We start from the raw sequence: 20,948 nt of genomic DNA, 5'->3' as shown, positions 1-20,948 counted from the left end.
GTAATGAGAAATTTTTCTAAAGTAACTGCTCTTGCGATTCTTATGTCTGTGACTGGTGCTACTTTAAGTGCATCTGTTTTAGCAGCGCCAGATTACGCAAAAATTGAAGAGCGTAAAAAAGCAAAAACTAAAATCATGGGCGAGCGTACTGGTAAAAAGGTAATTAAAGCATTTGACTTGTACAATGAAGAAAAAGTTGATGAAGCAATTGTGTTGCTTAGAGAGATTGATGCTTCGAATGACTTTGATAAAGCGACTGTAAATCGTTACTTAGGTAGCATGTACGCGCAAAAAGAAAAGTATGACGAAGCGATTAAGTACTCTAAACAAGCAGTTGCCCCTGATGTTTTAAACTTTGCTGATCAAGAACAAACTCTAAAACTGTTAGGCGATTTATACGCCGGTACTGAAAAGTATCAAGAAGCCAAAAAAGCTTATGTAGCTTGGATGGACTTCACTGGCCAAGAAGACCCTACGGTTTACACACGTATTGCCCAAGCTAATTTCCAGTTAGAGCAGTTTCGTGATGTTTTTGAACCAGCAGATAAGGCAATTAAACTTCAAAAAGAGCCAAATAAAGGCCCTTTCCAACTAAAACTAGCTGCATACTTTGAACTTAAAGATTATGCAAGTATGGTTAAAGTTGGCGAAGAGATTGTTCGTGTATGGCCTGATGATAAAAAAGCTTGGATTGGTTTAGGTAAATATTACCTACAAACTGAGGATTATTCTAAAGGTTTAGCAACGATGGAAGTTGCTTACAAGAACGGTTACTTTGAAAATGAAGTTGATTATAAAGTCTTATCTAACTTTTACTCTCTAAACGAGATCCCTTTTAGAGCAGCTGTAACGCTAGAAAAGGCCGTTAAGAGTGAAAAAGTAAAACGTACAAAGCAGAATATTAACGCGATTGCTAGTAACTATCATCGCTCTAAAGATCTAGAAAAAGCTGCTAAGTACTATGAAGAAGCTGCTAAATTTGATGACGACGCTGAACTTTACCGTAAAGCTGGTTCATTACTTTTACAATCTGAGAAATTCAGTGCTGCTGTTGTTCGTTTGAACAAAGCATTAGAGCTTGGCTCTGACAAAAAAGGTACTATTTATTCAGATTTAGCTGAAGCGTATTACTATCAAGGTAAGTATAAGCAAGCATATGCTGCAATTACTAAAGCTATGGATGACCCTCGCACACGTAAGTTTGCAAAAGGTTGGTCTACATATATTAAAGATAAAGCCGCTCGCAACGGTGTTAAAATTTAATTTTAATTAGCTAAAGCAACTTATAAAAAGCCCCTCTGGGGCTTTTTTTATTGGAACTACTATGTATAAAAAGCTCTCTTTTTCATTACTACTGTGCTTATTTTTAGCTGCATGTTCAAAGCAGCCTCAACCTTATGAGTCATTTGAAGACGCACAAGTTGCTTTAAAAACTTTAAACATGGCACTTGTACAACCAGACGCTAAAAAAATCGATAGGATTACTAAAGAGCAATTGGTCTTTTCTGATGCGTATTTAGTTAAACGTCATACTATTTATCAGAACCTAATGGGTATGGAGCTTAATCTCAATCAAATTGCACAAGTAAACTACTTGGTTATTGCAGAGCGCTTTCCTGAGCGCTATTTTAATTGGCCGGCTCAAGTAGACGTATTAAAAAACATGCTTGCTTTTGAGGGTTCAAAAAGTACGCCGGATAATATTATTACTTGGCTTAAGTTAACCCAAGATACGCTAGACAGTGCTAAACAAAGCAATTTAAAGCTGAATAAAATTGAGCTCACACTACTACAAAGCTATGTATTGAGTGCGATAGGTAGTAATGACGTTCAACCAGCGCTTAAGAGTCATATAAGAGCTTTTAGCGATTATTTAGCTAGTTACAAGCCTAGAGGTAGTGTTGGTCTGAGAGGCCTGCCAAATGGGTCACAGTGGTATCAGAGCAAACTAAATTACTTTAGTGGCGAAGTACATTCACCGCTAGAGTGGGTTACTATTTTAAATGAAAATATAAAAGTATTAGATCGTGTTGCATTCGACAGTAAATTGTCTATTTCTCATAAAAAATCGTTTTTAGTGCAGTATCTATCGGATGAAAAATTAATTGAAGGGCTTGATTGGCAGGCTGATTATCAAGACTTACCTGCAATGGCGAGCAATATGAACATGTCTGATAAAGATAAAACATTGATGCTTGCAATGATGGAATCAGATATTGGCATTCATTACCATGCGTGGACTTTGCCACAGGCAAAGGTAAACCTTATGAAACGCTTAGAAATCACCCAAGAAGAGGCTCAATATTTAGTTGAAGATATAATACTCTACCCAGGGCAATCATTTAGCTTTATACAACAAATTATATAATGATTTGAAAGTGCGCTTATTGTGCGCACTTTGTACACCGTTGAGTTGCGGGGTCTAGTTCAAGTGATTTGGCTGGTATTTTTTCTTCACAGTCGCAGCAGTAGCCATATTGCCCAATTTCTATTTGGCTGACCGCCGCTTCTAATTTAGTCATGCGACTGATCAAAAACGCATACTCAGGACCTAGCTTCTCTGCTGCACAGTCTAACCATTCATTGTTTGCTGTATTATCTAAAATTTGTATTAAATGCTGATGTGTAGGGTAGGCTGATTTAGAAAGCATAGTTAATATATTTAATTTAATTTGTGCTATTTCATCGTTTAGTCTTTTTTGATGATGCATTATCAGTACAACCTTATTAAATTGGCTTCACGTTATACTGATATTATCTAGAGGCTTTAGGTTAGCCGTTATGATTTGAATCAAGTTGCGGTGCTTTGGCGTATTTATTTAATACGCTTGCCACATCTTCTTTACTTTTTAAACGCCTGATTTCATCAAATAAATCGATCGCTTGCGGGTATTGGCGTTTAAGGTAACCTAGCCATTGCTTTGTACGAGAAGCAAAATACTTTTCATCTTTTGCAGGGTCTTGATGAATAGCAGAGTGGATTAAGTGATAAATAATATGCTCCCATTGAAGGCCATCATATTGTTCATTATTTACATGAGCTTTAATTTTTTTTGCTAAATCAGGGTGCGAAAGGGCGCCACGACCAAGCATCAAATCAGTACATCCACTTCGTTTTTGGCAAAGCATTGCGTCCTCAACTTGCCAAATTTCACCATTGGCAACAACGGCAATATTTTTATCTTTTATTATTGGTGGAATTTTTTCCCAATAAGCTGGCGGGTTATAACCATCACGTTTGGTTCTGGCGTGTATAGCTACACTATTTGCGCCTGCGCTTACCACAGCATCAACAATTTCTTGGCTGTTACTGTCGTCATCAAAGCCTAAGCGAATTTTTGCACTTACTTCATGTTTATCATCTACAGCATCTCGGACTGCTTTAATAATCGTATACATGTGGTCAGGATCTTTAAGCAGCACAGCACCCCCTCGACTACGATTAACGGTTTTTGCTGGGCAACCAAAGTTAAGGTCGACCCCATGAGATCCTAAAGCAATTGCTCTTACTGCATTTTCGGCTAACGGATTTGCTTCTTGGCCGAGTAATTGAACACGCACAGGAGTACCTGCTCGCGTAAATCCATTATTATGTAGTTCAGGGCAAAATCGATGAAAAACTTTATCAGGTAAGCATGTTTCAACCACTCTTACAAACTCGGTAACGCACAAATCGAACCCACCAATGTCTGTGAGTAATTGGCGCATTTTAAAATCAACGACACCTTCCATAGGTGCTAAAACAAGTTTCATAAAGTGATTAATTTTGATAAAAAACTGGACGCATAGTTTACCTGTAAATCACACATTGATAAATCTGTAATTACCAACCATATTTAATGTAGAAACCGCAAAAGTAAATATTATGAAAATAAATGAAAGTTTTTATTCTTGTACAGGTCTACTTAAGCATACAAGCAATTTAAAATACATTTTTATTGCTGAGATTTACAATACTTGATTAAAGAGAGTCACAAAATGAATACAGTTAAAAAAAATACAATCGCGTTAACTTTAGGTGCAGTAGTTGTTGGCTCTGCAAGCTTTGTATCTGCAGATGTACAAGCCAACCCATTTGAGTTTCAACAATTAGTAACAGGTTACCAACTAGACGCTAAAGAAGGTAAGTGTGGTGAAGGTAAATGTGGCGGCGATGCTAAAGATGCAAAAGCTAAAACAGAAGGTAAGTGCGGCGAAGGTAAATGTGGCGGCGATGCAAAAGATGCAAAAGCTAAAACAGAAGGCAAATGTGGTGAAGGTAAATGTGGCGGCGATGCAAAAGATGCAAAAGCTAAAACAGAAGGCAAGTGTGGTGAAGGTAAATGTGGCGGCGACGCAAAAGATGCAAAAGCTAAAACAGAAGGCAAGTGTGGTGAAGGTAAATGTGGTGGCGATGCAAAAGCTAAAACAGAAGGTAAATGTGGTGAAGGTAAATGCGGCGGCGATGCTAAAAAAACTAAAAAAGAAGGTAAGTGCGGCGAAGGTAAATGTGGCGGTCGTTAATATCTTATTCTAAATAAGTTATGCTAAAAGGGCCTTAAGGCCCTTTTTTGATAAGTTAGAGGTAGTTATGACACAAATCCAGAGTACAGATTTCGGGATGGTGGGCCTTGGCCTACGACGAGAAATGCTTGATGAACTGCTTGAACACGTACCTAATCAAGTAGATTTTTTGGAAGTTGCGCCAGAGAACTGGTTAAAACTAGGTGGGCGCTTTAAAAAGCAATTTAGAACATTAACAGATGCAAACAATTTTGTGTGTCATGGATTATCACTGTCTATCGGTTCACCCGAACCACTGGATGTTGAATTTGTTAAGTCTTTAAAAGTTTTTTTTGAAGAGCACAATATAAAAATTTACAGTGAGCACTTAAGTTACTGCTCCGGTACAGGCCATATGTATGACTTAATGCCTATTCCGTTTACACAAGATGCTATAGCACATGTTGTCCCTCGTATTAAACAAGTACAAGACATACTTGAGCAGCAAATTGCGATAGAAAATGTTTCCTATTATGGCGCTCCTGGACAGCAATTGTCAGAGCTGGAATTTACAAATACCATTTTAGAGCAATCAGACTGCAAGCTTTTACTGGATGTGAATAACATTTATGTGAATTCGATTAATCATGGCTATAACGCACAATCGTTTTTAACTGGGCTGCCTTCTAATCGTATTGCCTATGGGCACGTTGCTGGCCATTATAATGAGGCTGATGACTTAATAGTTGATACACATGGTGCTGATGTCATTGATCCTGTGTGGGAGCTACTGGATAAAGCATATGAAGTGCATGGCGTATTTCCAACCTTGCTTGAGCGCGATTTTAATATTCCTACCATGAATATTTTAACCAAAGAGTTAGATATAATTCATGAGCTACAAGCTAAACACATTACTTCAACGGTTTCAAAACAACGAGCTTAATATAAGCCTTTATAAATATTAAAAGAGTGCCTGGTTATGAGCTTTATTGAAATACAAAACGAATTTATGGCGCATATTCGCGAGCCTAAAAAAAATAAAAAGCCCAGCGGTATCGAAGACAGACGTATGGCCATTTATCGCGACCTATTTTTTAATAACATTGAAGGTTTTATATCATCAGGTTTTCCGGTATTAAAAACCTTATATACAGACAAGCAATGGGTGGTCCTTGTACGCAAATTTTTTAGCGAATATGATTGTCATTCGCCGTACTTTTTAGATATAGCAGGGGAGTTTATTAATTACTTATCAAGTGATTATAAAATGAAAAGATACGATCCCGTGTTTATGCTAGAACTTGCACATTATGAATGGGTAGAGCTAGATGTATCGATTGCACACGAAGATGAGCAAGAGCAAAAATTACAAACAACAGCGCTTACTAGTTCTGCTTTGTATTTATCGAAAACGGCAAGAAATTTAAGTTATCAATTTCCGGTTCAAAATATTAGCAATCGCTTTAAACCAAAAGAGCCATCACCTCAGCCTAATTATTTTGTTGTATATAGAGATGAAGATGATGACGTTCAATTTCTGGCTACGAATGCGATGACTGCTTTATTACTATCAATTATTGAGGCAAGTGATGGAGCGACATTTGACGACGTTTGCCAACAGGTATTTGCTCATGCACCACAATTTAATGCAGAGCAAATTGCTCAAGGCGCATTGGTTACCCTCAATGCAATGGTTGAACGCGGTGTAATTGTGACAAAAAATCAAGATTAAGGTCTTTATTGATGATTTTACATCGTCTATTATGGCAGCCTTATTTGTCGTGCTTAATAAAAGGTTGTACCAATGTCAGATGATAAAGACTTTAAAGATCCGTTCAACGCTACTTATTTTCTTGCTTTCTTAGCTGTATTTGCAGGAATTGGTTGTTTAAATGCAATATTAGGCTGGATCACTAGCTTAACTTAAAATGCATAGCGTTTATTAAGGCTGTTGCTTACTTCAGCCTTGAACCACTTTATTTTAATTACCCCCCATAGTTAATACTTCTTTTATAGTAACGCCAAACTCGCAATTAAAGGTTAGTTAAGGTTATAATCACCTGCTTTGTAATATAAACAATTGAGCAGTTAAAATTATGACTCAAGTAACACCAGCAATTATCAAAAACAGCATAACTACAATTGCTGATTATCCAAAGCCGGGCATCATGTTTCGCGATGTAACCACTTTAATGGCAAATCCAGAAGCCTTTAAAGCAACTATTGACGCGTTTATCGCAGAATATAAAGATCAGGGTTTTACTAAAATAATTGGCACAGAATCACGTGGCTTTATTTTTGGTGCACCACTGTCTTACGCATTAGGCATCCCGTTTATTCCAGTTCGTAAACCAGGTAAGTTACCACGCGAAGTTATTCGTCAAGATTACTTACTTGAGTACGGTGAAGACACGCTAGAGCTGCATGTTGATGCAATTGTACCTGGCGATAAAGTATTATTAGTTGATGACTTATTAGCAACTGGCGGCACAATTGAAGCCACAGCTAAATTAGTTCAAAAACTAGGTGGCGAAGCCACAGATGCTGCATTTGTTGTATCACTACCAGAACTTGGTGGCGAGCAGCGCATCAAAAAAATGGGTATTAAAATCCTAAAATTGGTTGAATTCGAAGGCGAGTAATCGATGAGTTATCAGGTTCTAGCGAGAAAATGGCGTCCTCAAACCTTTCATGAATTGGTTGGGCAGTCTCATGTTAAGCAAGCGCTTGTAAATGCGCTTACACAAAATAGACTACATCACGCTTATTTATTCACTGGAACCCGCGGTGTAGGTAAAACGACTATTGCGCGTATTTTTGCTAAAAGCTTAAATTGCGACGAAGGTATATCTGCAAATCCGTGTGGCCAATGTAGCAGCTGTTTAGATATAGAAGCAGGGCGCTACATTGACTTACTCGAAATAGATGCGGCTTCTCGTACAAAAGTAGAAGACACCCGCGAAATACTCGATAACGTTCAATATGCACCAACACGTGGACGTTATAAAGTATACCTAATCGATGAAGTTCACATGCTTTCTAAGCACAGCTTTAATGCGCTTTTAAAAACGCTTGAAGAGCCACCAGAGCATGTGAAATTTTTATTGGCGACGACCGATCCTCAAAAACTACCCGTTACTATTTTATCTCGTTGTTTACAATTTAACTTAAATGCGTTATCGCAAAGTGAGATTAAAACACAGCTTGAACACGTACTTACTCAAGAGCAGCTTAGCTTTGATACCGATGCACTTAGCATTATTTCAAAAGCAGCTGATGGCAGTATGCGTGATGCGCTTAGCTTAACCGACCAAGCTATCGCACAAACAAATGGTGATATTAATAATCAAGCAGTACAAACAATGCTTGGTTTAATGGATACTCATTATAGCCAAAGCTTGCTTGCAGCATTACTTGCACAAGATGGCGCTGCGCTAATGGATGAGATTGCGCAGGTGGCAAGTCGTAATCCTAATTATGTGGCATTGCTTGATGATTTAATTGCACTTACGCATTTGACCCAACTAACCCAGTTAGTGCCAGAAGCGGCAGGGCTAGATGAAAAAAATGTAGATTATATTGCTCATGTTGCACAACATACGAGCCCACAACAAATTCAAATTTATTATCAGTTACTGTTAAATGGTAAAAAAGATTTACAATGGGCACCAGAACCTCGCTTAGGTTTTGAAATGATAATGCTAAGATTATTAGCATTTAAGCCTACAGACACTCAACAAACTGTACACACAGTAAACGAAGAGCCGGCCCCAAATAAACAAGGCCGCGCAAATGCACTGCGAGATATATTAAATAAAAATAAAACATCGCAAAACACTGTAGCTAGCCAAAGTAGTGCCCCTGTAAATAATACTAAGCCAGTTAGCAATACAGAGCAGCCTAAATCCCTTGAGATAGGGCCTTTACCAAATGTTGCCGCTCAGACATCGAATAATGACGTCGTACAAAGTAATAATGAGCCTGCCCAAGTTGCAGTAGAGCAACCGGTTCAACAAAGTGAAAACGTTATTGAACAACAGGCTTCAGCTAATGAGCAACCACAAACCAATGTTGTTTCGGATGCTCAAGCCCAGCGCCAAAGTGAAGATGAAGCTTACATGCAACATAGTGATGCTGAGCAAACGTTAGCTTCGCAGTTTGATGATATAATGAGTAGCGCTGTAGATCAGGGTTTTAAACCTGCACCTACTGCAAACTCAGAGTCTTCACCAGAGCCCTTAGCAAATCACAATTCAAGTACGCCAATAGCTGAACAAGAAGCGCAGGCGCAATCTGCCATTGCTCGTATTTTACGTGACAGAAATATATCGGGTGCGGGTAGGTTATCAGGCAAGAGTACAAGTACATCTGCAAATAATGTAGCAGTGCAGCCAAGCCAAGCGCCTGCTAAAAAGCCAGAACAGCATCCAAGAATGCCTCAAGCCCAAAGTGTTCATCAAGGTAGTGCAGATACAAGTGCAAGTGAGCTTAATAGCCCTTCAAGTACTGCGTCTGGCGATATCCCTCCTTGGGCAACTGATAGCGAAGGTGAGAGTGAAAAAAAGCATGAGCTCCCAGTAACAGGGGGCCAAACCCAGGCACATAATCACTCCAACATAAAGCCAGCTAGTAAGATTGATTTTAAAGCAAAGCACCAAACAATTACTGAAAATCTTGCGCCAGAATTACTTGAGCAAATAAACCCTCAAAAAGCGCCTGAAATAGTGCCAGAGGAAGTAAGTATTCCTGCCCCTGATGATTTTCAAAGCCCAATTAGTGAAATTAGATTTGCACATCAACAAGATGAATGGGCTTATTTAATTAAACGTATGGGACTGGGTGGTCGTATGCGCCAATTTGCATTGCATTCAATATTTACCAAGCAAGGCAACAGTTTACATATAGACGTTGATGAATCACAAAAGCATTTGGATACACCGATGCTTCGCCAAAGATTAGATGCCGCATTGTCGAGTATTTATGAGCATAACGTGTCGTTAAGTATTAATTTTGCTAAGGGAGTTATTGACTCTCCTTATCTTATTCAGCAAAAAATTGATGCAGGTCGTCATCAACAAGCAATCGATGTGATCACATCTGATGAAAACATAGTACAATTTCAGCAAGTATTTAGCGCCGAAATTGACGAAAACAGTATTCAGGCATTGTAATTACTTACAATCGCCCTTATGTTCATGTTAATTAATGTATTAAAAGAAAGAGAGAAAGTTATGTTTAAAGGTGGAATGGGCAACATGATGAAGCAAGCGCAGCAAATGCAAGATCGCATGCAAAAAGCCCAAGACGAAATAGCAACATTAGAGGTTGTTGGCGAAGCCGGTGCCGGTTTAGTTAAAGTAACCATGCTTGGTAACCACAATGTACGTCGTGTTCAGCTTGATGAAAGCTTGATGGAAGACGACAAAGACATGATTGAAGACTTACTTGCAGCAGCATGTAACGATGCTGTACGCCGTGTTGCAGAAGAAACACAAGAGCGCATGGGTAAAGTGACTGGCGGTATGCAATTACCACCAGGTATGAAAATGCCGTTTTAAGTAAATAATGCAACTTTCAGATAGTTTAAATCAGCTTATAGAAGCACTGCGCTGTCAACCGGGCATTGGTCCAAAGTCAGCGCAACGTATTGCTTTTCACTTGCTTGAGCGCGACCGAAAGGGAGGCACTCAGCTGGGCAATGCATTGACTAAAGCAATGACAGCCATAGGGCATTGTCAGTCTTGTCGTACTTTTTGCGAACAAGCTCAGTGCGATATTTGTTTAAGTACAAAACGCCAAGACAGCGGCATATTATGTGTTGTTGAATCGCCTACTGATGTGCTTGCCATTGAGCAAACGGGTCAGTACTTAGGGCTATACTTTGTTTTAATGGGTCATTTATCGCCAATTGACGGTATCGGCCCTAAAGAAATTGGCTTAGACGTTTTAGAGCGAAAACTTGCTCAAGGCGGTATTAATGAGGTTATTTTAGCGACTAACCCTACCGTTGAAGGCGATACTACAGCTCATTATATTGCTCAGCTTTGTCATAAATATAAAGTAGGTGCTTCGCGGATTGCTCACGGTATTCCTGTGGGAGGCGAGCTTGATTTAGTAGATGGTAGAACGCTTATGCATGCTTTTAGCGGCAGGCGTTTAGTTACACAAGACTAACTTTAAGTCACTATTTGAAAAGATATTATAAAAGCCTACATGATTAAATTATGTAGGCTTTTTTGTTTTTAAGGTAAGCTTAGAAGCAATCTAATACCAATCCGCAATAATACTTAATCATTTTGCGGGGCTAAACGTGTCGCTACCTGCGTTAAAAAATTCTCATTTAGAACAACTAAATAGCGAATTTTTTGCCTAGCTATCAACACGTTTTTCCGCCCTCAAAATAGATCATTTAATTAAACGAATTGGTATAATATATTTTTGGGCTATGTCTCTAATTAGTAAGGAATACAATGAAAGATAATCAACCCTACCAAGGTACATTACTGGGTAGTAAGCGTTTTTTACCGCTTTTTATTACGCAGTTTTTCTCAGCGATAAACGATAACGTGTATAAGCAATCAGTGCTTATTCTATTGATATTTCAGGCTGCAACGCTTGCTGATGGCGCACTTTATTCAAATATTGCTGCTGGGTTATTTATCCTACCTTTCTTTTTATTTTCAGGGATAGCGGGGCAGTTAGCTGAAAAAACAGAAAAATCCAAACTAATCAGAATCGTAAAGCTATGTGAAATCCCTATTATGGTTGTAGGGGCTGTCTCTATTTTAACGCAGTATGTTTGGCTGATGTTAGCCACCGTATTTTTAATGGGCGTACAAAGTACGTTTTTTGGTCCATTAAAGTACTCTATTTTACCGCAGCACGTAGCCCCTAACGAATTAACAAAAGCGAATGGCTTGGTTGAATCAGGCACGTTTGTAGCAATATTAATTGGTACAATTTTTGGCACCTATTATATTACTCAATCAGTAGGGCCTACGCTTATAAGTATTGCCGTATTAGTACTGGCTGTTATGGGTTATGTGAGCAGTCGCTTTATACCCATTAGTGAGGCAAACGAGCCTAACTTAAAATTTACCTATAATATATTTTCATCCACGAAAAACGTATTTTCAGCACTTAATTCGCAAACAGAATCGGTTGGTAAATCAGTCCTCGGGATCAGTTGGTTTTGGTTAATTGGCGCAATTATTTTAACGTCCCTACCAAATTATGTAAAACACACAATGGGCGGCGATGAACTGGTTGTAACTAGCGCGCTTGTTGTGTTTTCACTAAGTATTGCTATTGGTTCGTTATTGTGTGAAAAGTTATCTCGTTCTCGTATTGAGCTGGGCATTGTGCCCTTTGGCGCTATTTTAATTACCTTGTTTTTATATTTACTGAGCCAAGAGCCAGCCATTAGCTCTTATTTACCTCAAAACCTTGAATTATTGACGCTTGATCAGTTATTAAAAACAGGCGACATGTTGTGGCATTTTGTATGGATGGCAGGCATTGGTATTGGCTCTGGTTTTTATACTGTACCGCTGTATGCGCTTATTCAACAGCGTACTGAAGAGTCGAGTCGCTCACGAGTTATAGCGGCTAACAATGTATTAAATGCACTGTTTATGGTGGGCAGTGCTGTTTTAAGTATTGTAACGCTGTCTGTTTTTCAGTGGAGTATTTCAGAGTTGCTACTGTTACTTGCTGGGCTAAACTTGCTTATATCTGTTTATATTTATACCAAAGTACCAGAGTTCTTTTTACGATTTATTATATATATTTTAGCTATTTGTATGTACAGAGTGCGTACAAAAGGTGAAAGTAATATACCTGATGCAGGCGCTGCGGTTGTCGTGTGTAATCACGTGAGCTTTGTCGATTGGATGTTTATTTTAGCAGCATCACCAAGGCCTATCCGATTTATGGTATTTGCCCCTATTTATTATTCGCCAGCCCTACATTGGTTATTTAAAATGGCCAAAGCTATTCCCATTAACAGTGAAAAAACCAATCCAGAAGCGTTTAAAAAAGCGTTTGACGAAGTGGCTGCTGCGCTTAATAAAGGCGAACTTGTTGGTATTATCCCTGAAGGAAAACTAACCAGTGACGGCTCTATCGATATTTTTCGCCGTGGAATCGAGCGCATTATTGAGCGCTCACCTGTGCCCGTTATTCCTGTGCATTTAGGGGGCTTGTGGGGAAGTATGTTTAGCCGAAAAGCTAAGTGGCAACTACCACGATTAAAATGGTCTTTGGTGTCGGTTGCAGTAGGCACCCCGATTGCTGCTGACAAAGTAGTAGCAGACGATTTACGTGAGCAAGTATTGGCTTTAAAAGCGCTTCATTCAAAAGATATTGATTAATTTAATGGCTAACTCAATATTGGATACACCAGTAGAGTCACAAATGATTGTTGATGACTTTGTAGCGCCTAAGTGCGACGGGTTTATTGAAATATTATATCAAGATGATGATATTTTACTGATCAATAAACCCAGTGGGTTATTAAGTTTGTCTGGTAAGAATCCGCTTAACTGGGACTCAGTACATTACCGTTTAGTACATGGTCAAAAAGAGTTAACAGCCGCATTTGCTGAGGCAAAGTTACCGCATCGGTTAGATTTGGGTACATCGGGCATTATGATTGTTGGATTAAACGCCAAAGCATCAAAGCATCTTAATAAACAGTTTCAGGCGCGTACTATCCAAAAGCGTTATGTAGCCATGTTAGAGGGTAGCTTAGCTGTTGATGAGGGGGAAATTACTGCACCAATAGCAAAAGATAAACTGCTTTTTCCGCGAGTTAAAATTTGCCAAACGACGGGCAAAGTAGCGGTGAGTGAATATAGTGTGCTTGAGCGGCTTAAACAACCGTGCAGAACCTTAGTGCAATTTACGCCCGTTACCGGACGTACCCATCAATTACGAATACACAGCCAGTTTATAGGGCACCCAATTTTAGGCTGTGATTTATATAAAAGTGCGCAAAGTGAGTACATGGCGGGACGCTTACAATTACATGCCAGCGATTTATATTTTGAACATCCAACAACAGGTGAAAAGATTCATATTAATTGTCCGCACCCATTTTAGATAAACGAGATATTCTATTTTTTCGTTTCACCTTTTTTTGATTTTTCCCTTGAAGTTCTAACACCTCACCCCATATTAAGTGCATAACGCAGACACTTTGCAAATTGGAGATATATAAATGACTGCAGCACAAAAAGAAACATTAGGCTTTCAAACAGAAGTAAAACAATTATTAAACTTAATGATTCATTCTCTTTATTCTAATAAAGAAATATTTTTACGCGAACTTGTGTCAAACGCATCAGATGCGGCAGACAAGTTACGCTTTTTAGCGCTATCTCAAGGCGACCTTTACCAAGGTGATGCCGATTTACGTGTTCGTATTAGCGCAGATAAAGAAGCAAATACAATTACCATTTCTGATAATGGTATTGGTATGACACGTGATGAAGTAATAAGCTCATTGGGTACTATTGCAAAGTCGGGTACTGCTGAGTTTTTCAAAAACTTAACGGGTGATCAAAGTAAAGATTCACAATTAATTGGTCAATTTGGTGTTGGTTTTTACTCAGCATTTATTGTTGCTGATTTAGTAACTGTTCGTACACGTAAAGCCGGTGAAACAACCGCTTACGAGTGGGAATCTCAAGGTGAAGGCGAATACACGCTTCAAGAAATTGAAAAAGAAGGCCGTGGGACCGACATTATTTTACATCTTCGTGATGAAGAAAAAGAATTTGCTGACGATTACCGCTTACGTGGCATTGTTACAAAATACTCAGACCATATTTCAACACCTGTACAAATGTTTAAAGCAGAAGTACCAGAGTCTGAAAGCGAAGACGGCGAAAAAATTCCAGCAGTACCAGGTGAGTGGGAAAGCATTAACCGTGCAACTGCATTGTGGACGCGTGATAAGTCAGAGCTTTCTGATGAAGAATACAAAGAGTTTTACAAGCACGTAAGCCACGACTGGGAAGATCCACTTAGCTGGGCACATAATAAGGTTGAAGGTAAAACTGAATACACGAGCCTTTTATACATCCCTAAAAAAGCACCTTTCGATTTATGGAACCGTGAACGTCAAAGTGGCTTAAAGCTTTACGTACAACGTGTATTTGTAATGGATGATGCTGAGCAGTTCATGCCAAGCTACCTTCGTTTTGTGAAAGGTTTACTAGATTCAAACGATTTACCTCTAAACGTATCTCGTGAAATTCTACAAGACAACAAAGTAACGCAAGCTATTCGTAAAGGGTGTACATCGCGCATTATTAAAATGCTTGAGCGTATGGCTAAAAACAAAGCTGACGATTACCAAGTATTTTGGAACGAGTTTGGCCAAGTAATGAAAGAAGGCCCAGCTGAAGATGCGGCAAATAAAGAAGCTGTATGTAAGCTACTACGTTTTTCGTCTACTCATACTGATTCAGAAACGCAAGATGTGTCGCTTGAGCAATATGTTGAGCGTATGAACGAAGGCCAAGACAAAATTTACTATGTAGTAGCTGATACATTTACTTCTGCGAAAAATTCTCCTCATTTAGAGATTTTCCGCAAAAAAGGGATTGAAGTATTGTTACTAAGTGACCGTGTTGACGAGTGGATGATGAGCCACTTAACTGAATTTGCTGATAAGCAACTACAGTCAATCACACGTGGTGATTTAGATTTAGGTAAGCTGGACGACGAAGAAACTAAAAAAGCACAAGAAGAGTCTGAAAAAGAGATGGCTGGCCTTGTTGAACGTATTAAAACAGCACTAGGTGATGACGTTAAAGAAGTGCGCTTTACGCACCGCTTAACAGATTCTCCAGCATGTGTTGTAAGCGACGACAACGACATGAGCTCACAAATGCAAAAGCTAATGGAATCTGTTGGTCAAGCAGCACCAGAAGCAAAACCTGTGTTTGAGCTAAACCCAGAGCATCAACTTGTTAAGCATTTGAATGACGAACAAGATGAAGATAAATTTTCACAGTGGTCACATGTTTTATTAGACCAAGCATTACTTGCAGAGCGCGGTACACTTAAAGATCCAACAGGATTTGTTACTCGCCTAAACAAACTTATGCTTGAACTAAGCAAGTAGTCAGTTAACTATTTAGTTAATAAAAGTATAAATTATATACTTTAAATAAAAGGGAACGTATGTTCCCTTTTTTAATGCGCTGTAAATGCATCAACGACTCATCAATTAGTATAAGTTGCTTGAGTATCGGCGGCGCTTGTGGAAGAATTCAGGCTTTAAAATAAATATCCATACTAGGGGACAATAATATGCGCATTATTCTTTTGGGCGCGCCGGGTGCAGGTAAAGGTACTCAAGCTCAGTTTTTAATGGACAAATACGGTATTCCACAAATTTCTACTGGCGACATGTTACGTGCAGCAATTAAAGAGGGCACGCCATTAGGCTTAGAAGCAAAAAAAGTAATGGATGCTGGTCAACTAATTTCTGACGATATTATTATTGGTTTAGTAAAAGAGCGTATTACTAAAGCTGATTGTGAGAAAGGTTTTTTACTTGATGGCTTCCCACGCACAATTCCTCAAGCTGATGCGATGAAAGAAAATGGCGTAGTGGTTGATCACGTTATTGAATTTGACGTGGCTGACGAAGTGATTGTTGAACGTATGGGCGGACGTCGCGTTCATCCTGGTTCTGGTCGTGTTTACCACGTTGTTTATAATCCACCAAAAGTGGAAGGTAAAGACAACGAAACAGGGGAAGACTTAATTGTTCGCGCTGATGATACTGAAGAAACAGTACGTAAACGTTTAGGTATTTATCACGAGCAAACTATGCCATTAGTTGATTACTACCAAGCAGAAGCTGCTGCTGGTAATACTCAATACCACAAACTAGATGGTACACAAGCTGTTGAAGCTGTTAGTTCACAACTTGGTGAGCTTTTAGGTTAATTATAAAAGCACATTAAAAAACCGCCAATTGGCGGTTTTTTGTTTTAAGGCAGTTTAGCATTGCTTAATCAGTGCTATTTAATCGGCTTTATAGCGTTTTTAGTTTCTCAATTACGCTGTTGTATTCTGGTTCAGTTGAAAGGCTACTAACTAATTGTTTATAAATGACGTTATGCCTTTCATCTAAAATAAATACAGTTCGCGTTAATAAGCCCATATCTTTAATAATCAATCCGTATTTTTGGCCAAAATCGCGCCAAACAGAATCTGATAACGTAGTGATTTTATCGATATTTTCGGCTTTGCAAAAACGCTTTTGAGCAAATGGTAAATCAGCACTAATTGTTAGCATTACAACACTTGGAAATTGCGAGGCTACTTTTTCATTAAAATGCTTAGTTTGCAGGCTACAAATACCTGTATCAAGACTTGGCACTACACTTATCAATACAGCTTGGCCTTTGTAATCCTCAAGCGTTACAGGGATGAAGTTGTCATCAACTACTTTGAAATTTGGCGCGCTATCTCCAACAGAGATCCCTTTGCCTAATAAAGTGACTGGTTTGCCTTGTGCAGATACTTTTCCTATGTCTAGCGTGTTTTCTGGGTAATCGGCTGCAATAGCCACAGAGCAAAATGCGCTCAAAGCAAAGGTAAGTGAACGTAACATAAGGTATTTCCTTTTAAATTAACGCAATGGGCGTCAGTGTATTATACTGCGCTATAGTAACCAAGAGATTATACCGCTCTGATGAAGTTGGGATTAGTTCTGCAATATAAAAATTGTAACTGTGCTAAACTTTGATTAACATGAAGTTACAAAATATATCTTCGATAATAAAAATAAAAACCATCATAAAATGATTTTAATGCTCATTACTGGTTTAGAAACAGAGAGATAATATGTCAACATCGGTACTAATATGTGATGACTCAAAATTAGCTAGGCGTCAGCTAGCTCGTTCATTACCTGAAGATTGGGATATTAAAGTTGAATTTGCACTCGACGGCGTTGATTGCATAAAGCAAATAAAGTTAATTGAACCAGAAATACTTTTTCTCGATTTAAACATGCCTGAAATGGATGGGTATGAAGTATTAATCGCTATGAAAGAACAGGGGCTAAACATACTCACTGTTGTTGTCTCTGGTGATATACAGCCAAGTGCACATCAAAGAGTGCTTGAACTTGGTGCTATCGATTTCATTCAAAAACCATGTTCCCCCGAAAAACTAGCCAGCATAATTGAACACCATGGGATTAAAGATAAAGCCATGCGTGAGCGTCTCTCTCATTCGCTTGGAGAGCAAGTCGACCCTGATGTTCGGGATATATACCAAGAACTCACTAACGTTGCTATGGGACAGGCTGGGGATTTACTTGCACGTCTTCTTAATGTGTTTGTAGAGCTACCAATTCCTAATGTGAATATTTTGGAAGTTAATGAACTCGATATGGCGCTGCAGTCTATAGATAATAATGCAGCTACATCGGGTGTGTGCCAGGGCTTTATTGGCGGTGGCATTTCGGGCGAGGCGCTATTACTTTTAAATGATTCAAGCTTTAAAGAAATAGCTTCTTTGATGAATTATGACGGCGAGTTAAACGATAAAATTGAACTTGAGCTGCTTATGGATATTAGTAATATTTTGATAGGCGCTATTTTAACGGGTCTTTCAAAACAGCTCGATATGTCATTTAGCCAAGGGCACCCAATAGTACTTGGCCAACACAGAGATGTGTCTGAGCTGGTTAAATCAAACAAGTCACGTTGGCAACGCACCCTTGCTATAGAGATTAGTTACGGTATTGAAAACCATGATATAAATTGCGACCTCATGCTGTTATTTACTGAAGATTCACTTAAAACTTTGAAGTATAAAGTTGCTTACCTATTAGAAGATTAAGTTATGGCTGCAGATTTAGAAATGAATGAGATCCATTGGCTTATGGATATGTTTAATACCGTTGATGTAGGCCTTGTAGTACTTGATAGAGATTATAAGGTGTGTGTATGGAATGGTTTTATGGAAAACCATTCAGGGCTTCTACCAAGCGCAGTAAAAGATAAAGACCTATTTGATTTATTTCCAGCAATAGACGAAAAATGGTTTAGAAGTAAATCAGAATCGGTTTTTGTTTTAAAAAACCGCTCTTTTACGATTTGGGAGCAGCAGCCATACATTTTTAGGTTTAAAAATTATCGACCTATTACTGGTAAAGCTGATTACATGTATCAAAATGCAACATTTATCCCTCTTACAAATACGATGGGCGAAGTTAGCCATATTTGTATTATTTTGTATGATGTAACAGATGTCGCGGTAAATAAAAAAGAGCTTGAAGAGTTAAACAAAAAATTAGAACAAGTAAGTCAAACAGATAGCTTAACGCAGCTTGCAAATCGTGGACACTGGGAAGGTACGCTACGCCAAGAGTTTTTAAGAGTTAAGCGAAGTGGTGGCTGTAGTACATTATTAATGTTTGATATTGACCACTTTAAAAAAATAAATGATGAATATGGCCATAGCTGTGGTGATGAATCGCTTCGTCATTTATCTAACTTACTACGTACGACGCTGCGTGAAACTGATGTTGCAGGGCGTTATGGCGGTGAAGAGTTTGCAGTAACATTACTTGATACAGATAAAGAAGGCGCTTTTGTATTTGCTGAGCGTTTAAGGGTATTGATTGAAACTAACCCTGTTAAGTATAAACACTTTGAAATAACAATGACGGTAAGTATAGGGCTGGCTGGTAGCAGTAATGATTTTAAAAATCATGAGCGCTGGATAGAGGCTGCAGATAAAGCACTGTACCAATCTAAAAATACAGGGCGAAATAAAGTAATAGCCTACGAAGATATAAAAAATGACGCTTAAGCGTCATTTTTTATGTTCAGAATTTAGGGTTAAATAATAGGTTTTTTTTACAATCTGCTGAGCAAACCCAATCAGTATAAAAATTTTATTGCCCTTCATTATTGTGTTGTGTGTCGAGAGTCATCTATTGGGCATTGACCAATCATTGAAACCTCACCAGAATTTGACTCTTGCTCTAGTTTTACTTTAAAGCCCCATAATCTGTAAAGATGCTTAAGCACTTCTTCATGCGAGTTTGCTAAAGGAATATTGTTATGGGGTACATAGCGTAGGGTTAGTGAACGGTCACCTCTAATATCAACGTCATATACTTGAATGTTAGGCTCATGATTACTCAAGTTGTACTGCGCTGAGAGTGCTTCTCTCACTGCTTTATAGCCGTTGTCGTTATGTATTGCGCCAATTTCTAAATGGGGATTATTAGTATGGTCAATAATAGTAAATAATTTAAAATCACGAATTAACTTAGGCGATAAAAACTGGCTAATAAAACTCTCATCTTTAAAGTTTTCCATTGCAAAATGCAGTGTATCTAGCCAATTACTGCCTGCATATTCAGGAAACCAGCGTTTATCTTCTTCAGTTGGGTGCTCACATATTCTGCGAATATCAACCATCATATTAAAGCCTAAAGCATATGGGTTAATGCCTGAATAATACTTACTGTTATAAGGTGGCTGATAAACTACGTTGGTGTGGCTTTGTAAAAATTCTAACATAAACGAGTCGGTGAGTTTTCCCTCATCATATAAGTGATTAAGGATGGTGTAATGCCAAAAAGTTGCCCAACCTTCATTCATTACTTGAGTTTGTTTTTGTGGGTAAAAGTATTGCGAAATTTTACGAACAATACGTATCACTTCACGTTGCCAAGAATCGAGTAATGGGGCATTTTTTTCAATAAAATACAAAATATTTTCTTGGGGTTCAGAAGGAAAATGGCGTACTTTCTTTTTGGTTTCTTGCTGTTGCTCAGGAATAGTTCGCCATAATTCGTTTACTTGCGATTGAAGGTAGTCTTCACGCTCTTGTTGGCGTTTTTGCTCTTCAAATAGCGATATTTGTTGTGGACGTTTGTAGCGATCCACTCCGTAATTCATTAAGGCATGACATGAGTCGAGTAGGGCTTCTACTTGTGTAATACCGTGCTTTTCTTCACAGCGACTTATGTAGTTTTTAGCAAATACCAAGTAATCAATAATTGAGCCAGCATCGGTCCAGGTTTTAAATAAGTAGTTACCTTTAAAAAATGAGTTATGTCCGTAACATGCATGTGCCATTACAAGCGCTTGCATAGGTAGGGTATTTTCTTCCATTAAGTACGCAATACAAGGGTCTGAATTTATCACTATTTCGTAAGCGAGACCCATTTGTCCGCGCTTATAATTTTGCTCTGTTTGAATGAACTTTTTACCGTACGACCAATGACTATAACCAATAGGCATACCAACGCTTGAATAAGCATCCATCATTTGCTCTGCGGTTATCACTTCAATTTGATTAGGGTATGTGTCTAACCTGTAGTGAGCTGCAACACGGGCAATTTCACCTTGATACTCATCTAATAAATCAAAGGTCCAATCTGGGCCATCACTCAATCGTTTATCATTCAT

Annotated in this window: 20 protein-coding genes; 16 read left to right on the top strand and 4 right to left on the bottom strand. The window is 38.6% G+C overall.

Annotated features, from left to right (window positions below; all coding sequences use genetic code 11):
• The first annotated feature begins 3 nt into the window (after nt 1-3).
• Together I6E72_RS06265 and I6E72_RS06260 are read left to right on the top strand one after the other, a co-directional pair.
• On the top strand, nt 4-1,263 hold the full coding sequence (locus tag I6E72_RS06265) for a tetratricopeptide repeat protein (protein WP_197111510.1): 1,260 nt from the start codon (nt 4-6) through the stop codon (nt 1,261-1,263).
• Nucleotides 1,264-1,324: 61 nt separating this feature from the next.
• Entirely contained in the window at nt 1,325-2,368 is a 1,044-nt protein-coding gene (locus I6E72_RS06260; protein WP_197111507.1) for a hypothetical protein, read from the top strand.
• 16 nt (nt 2,369-2,384) lie between these two features.
• Here the strand turns inward: I6E72_RS06260 and I6E72_RS06255 are convergent, their stop codons facing one another.
• Complete coding sequence (locus I6E72_RS06255; RefSeq protein WP_024590816.1) at nt 2,385-2,711, bottom strand: TraR/DksA C4-type zinc finger protein; 327 nt, start codon at nt 2,709-2,711, stop codon at nt 2,385-2,387.
• A 61-nt stretch (nt 2,712-2,772) separates the two neighbouring features.
• Nucleotides 2,773-3,753 carry a tRNA-dihydrouridine synthase gene (locus tag I6E72_RS06250; protein ID WP_007583877.1) on the bottom strand — a complete coding sequence of 327 codons (981 nt, stop codon included), beginning with the start codon at nt 3,751-3,753 and terminating at the stop codon, nt 2,773-2,775.
• Between the two features lie 225 nt (nt 3,754-3,978).
• Here I6E72_RS06250 and I6E72_RS06245 point away from each other — a divergent pair, with 225 nt between their 5' ends.
• The 12 genes from I6E72_RS06245 to adk all read left to right on the top strand — a co-directional run bounded on the left by I6E72_RS06245 (nt 3,979) and on the right by adk (nt 16,452).
• Nucleotides 3,979-4,503: an HvfA family oxazolone/thioamide-modified RiPP metallophore gene (locus I6E72_RS06245; protein ID WP_197111505.1), complete on the top strand. Its 525-nt coding sequence runs from the start codon at nt 3,979-3,981 to the stop codon at nt 4,501-4,503.
• A gap of 67 nt (nt 4,504-4,570) precedes the next feature.
• The gene (locus I6E72_RS06240) at nt 4,571-5,428 is read left to right on the top strand and encodes an HvfB family MNIO-type RiPP peptide maturase (RefSeq protein WP_197111503.1); all 858 of its coding nucleotides are present in this window, start codon (nt 4,571-4,573) and stop codon (nt 5,426-5,428) included.
• Between the two features lie 36 nt (nt 5,429-5,464).
• A complete protein-coding gene (locus I6E72_RS06235; RefSeq protein ID WP_197111501.1) occupies nt 5,465-6,217 on the top strand; it encodes an HvfC family RiPP maturation protein in 753 nt (250 codons plus the stop codon).
• Nucleotides 6,218-6,289: 72 nt separating this feature from the next.
• On the top strand, nt 6,290-6,412 hold the full coding sequence (locus tag I6E72_RS19845; protein WP_002962301.1) for a hypothetical protein: 123 nt from the start codon (nt 6,290-6,292) through the stop codon (nt 6,410-6,412).
• Nucleotides 6,413-6,581: 169 nt separating this feature from the next.
• Nucleotides 6,582-7,127 carry an adenine phosphoribosyltransferase gene (gene apt, locus I6E72_RS06230; RefSeq protein WP_165722481.1) on the top strand — a complete coding sequence of 182 codons (546 nt, stop codon included), beginning with the start codon at nt 6,582-6,584 and terminating at the stop codon, nt 7,125-7,127.
• 3 nt (nt 7,128-7,130) lie between these two features.
• Complete coding sequence (gene dnaX / locus I6E72_RS06225) at nt 7,131-9,656, top strand: DNA polymerase III subunit gamma/tau (RefSeq protein WP_197111490.1); 2,526 nt, start codon at nt 7,131-7,133, stop codon at nt 9,654-9,656.
• A gap of 60 nt (nt 9,657-9,716) precedes the next feature.
• Nucleotides 9,717-10,043, top strand: coding sequence for a YbaB/EbfC family nucleoid-associated protein (locus I6E72_RS06220; RefSeq protein WP_002962306.1), 327 nt, complete (start codon nt 9,717-9,719; stop codon nt 10,041-10,043).
• A gap of 7 nt (nt 10,044-10,050) precedes the next feature.
• Nucleotides 10,051-10,659, top strand: a complete 609-nt coding sequence (gene recR, locus I6E72_RS06215) for a recombination mediator RecR (RefSeq protein WP_165734963.1) — start codon at nt 10,051-10,053, stop codon at nt 10,657-10,659.
• A gap of 296 nt (nt 10,660-10,955) precedes the next feature.
• Complete coding sequence (locus I6E72_RS06210) at nt 10,956-12,857, top strand: MFS transporter (protein ID WP_197111488.1); 1,902 nt, start codon at nt 10,956-10,958, stop codon at nt 12,855-12,857.
• 4 nt (nt 12,858-12,861) lie between these two features.
• Nucleotides 12,862-13,587, top strand: a complete 726-nt coding sequence (locus I6E72_RS06205; RefSeq protein ID WP_165734961.1) for an RluA family pseudouridine synthase — start codon at nt 12,862-12,864, stop codon at nt 13,585-13,587.
• A 118-nt stretch (nt 13,588-13,705) separates the two neighbouring features.
• Nucleotides 13,706-15,619 carry a molecular chaperone HtpG gene (htpG, locus tag I6E72_RS06200; protein WP_197111486.1) on the top strand — a complete coding sequence of 638 codons (1,914 nt, stop codon included), beginning with the start codon at nt 13,706-13,708 and terminating at the stop codon, nt 15,617-15,619.
• A gap of 188 nt (nt 15,620-15,807) precedes the next feature.
• Nucleotides 15,808-16,452 carry an adenylate kinase gene (adk, locus tag I6E72_RS06195; protein ID WP_076924125.1) on the top strand — a complete coding sequence of 215 codons (645 nt, stop codon included), beginning with the start codon at nt 15,808-15,810 and terminating at the stop codon, nt 16,450-16,452.
• 88 nt (nt 16,453-16,540) lie between these two features.
• Here adk and tpx read toward each other — a convergent pair whose 3' ends face one another.
• A complete protein-coding gene (tpx, locus tag I6E72_RS06190; RefSeq protein ID WP_007584075.1) occupies nt 16,541-17,122 on the bottom strand; it encodes a thiol peroxidase in 582 nt (193 codons plus the stop codon).
• 233 nt (nt 17,123-17,355) lie between these two features.
• On the opposite strand from tpx, the gene I6E72_RS06185 reads away from it, so the two are divergent.
• Both I6E72_RS06185 and I6E72_RS06180 read left to right on the top strand, forming a co-directional pair.
• On the top strand, nt 17,356-18,360 hold the full coding sequence (locus tag I6E72_RS06185) for a response regulator (RefSeq protein WP_007584074.1): 1,005 nt from the start codon (nt 17,356-17,358) through the stop codon (nt 18,358-18,360).
• A gap of 3 nt (nt 18,361-18,363) precedes the next feature.
• Nucleotides 18,364-19,335 (top strand): sensor domain-containing diguanylate cyclase, encoded by a 972-nt coding sequence (locus I6E72_RS06180; RefSeq protein ID WP_024592692.1) that lies wholly within the window; start codon nt 18,364-18,366, stop codon nt 19,333-19,335.
• Between the two features lie 98 nt (nt 19,336-19,433).
• Here the strand turns inward: I6E72_RS06180 and I6E72_RS06175 are convergent, their stop codons facing one another.
• Nucleotides 19,434-20,948: a SpoVR family protein gene (locus I6E72_RS06175; protein ID WP_182671670.1), complete on the bottom strand. Its 1,515-nt coding sequence runs from the start codon at nt 20,946-20,948 to the stop codon at nt 19,434-19,436.

Origin of the sequence: Pseudoalteromonas sp. NSLLW24, assembly GCF_015864725.1 — a bacterium.
GTDB classification, from domain to species: domain Bacteria; phylum Pseudomonadota; class Gammaproteobacteria; order Enterobacterales; family Alteromonadaceae; genus Pseudoalteromonas; species Pseudoalteromonas arctica.
The sequence above is the reverse complement of the archived record's forward strand: the minus strand, read 5'-3'. Positions and strand labels throughout refer to the sequence as shown.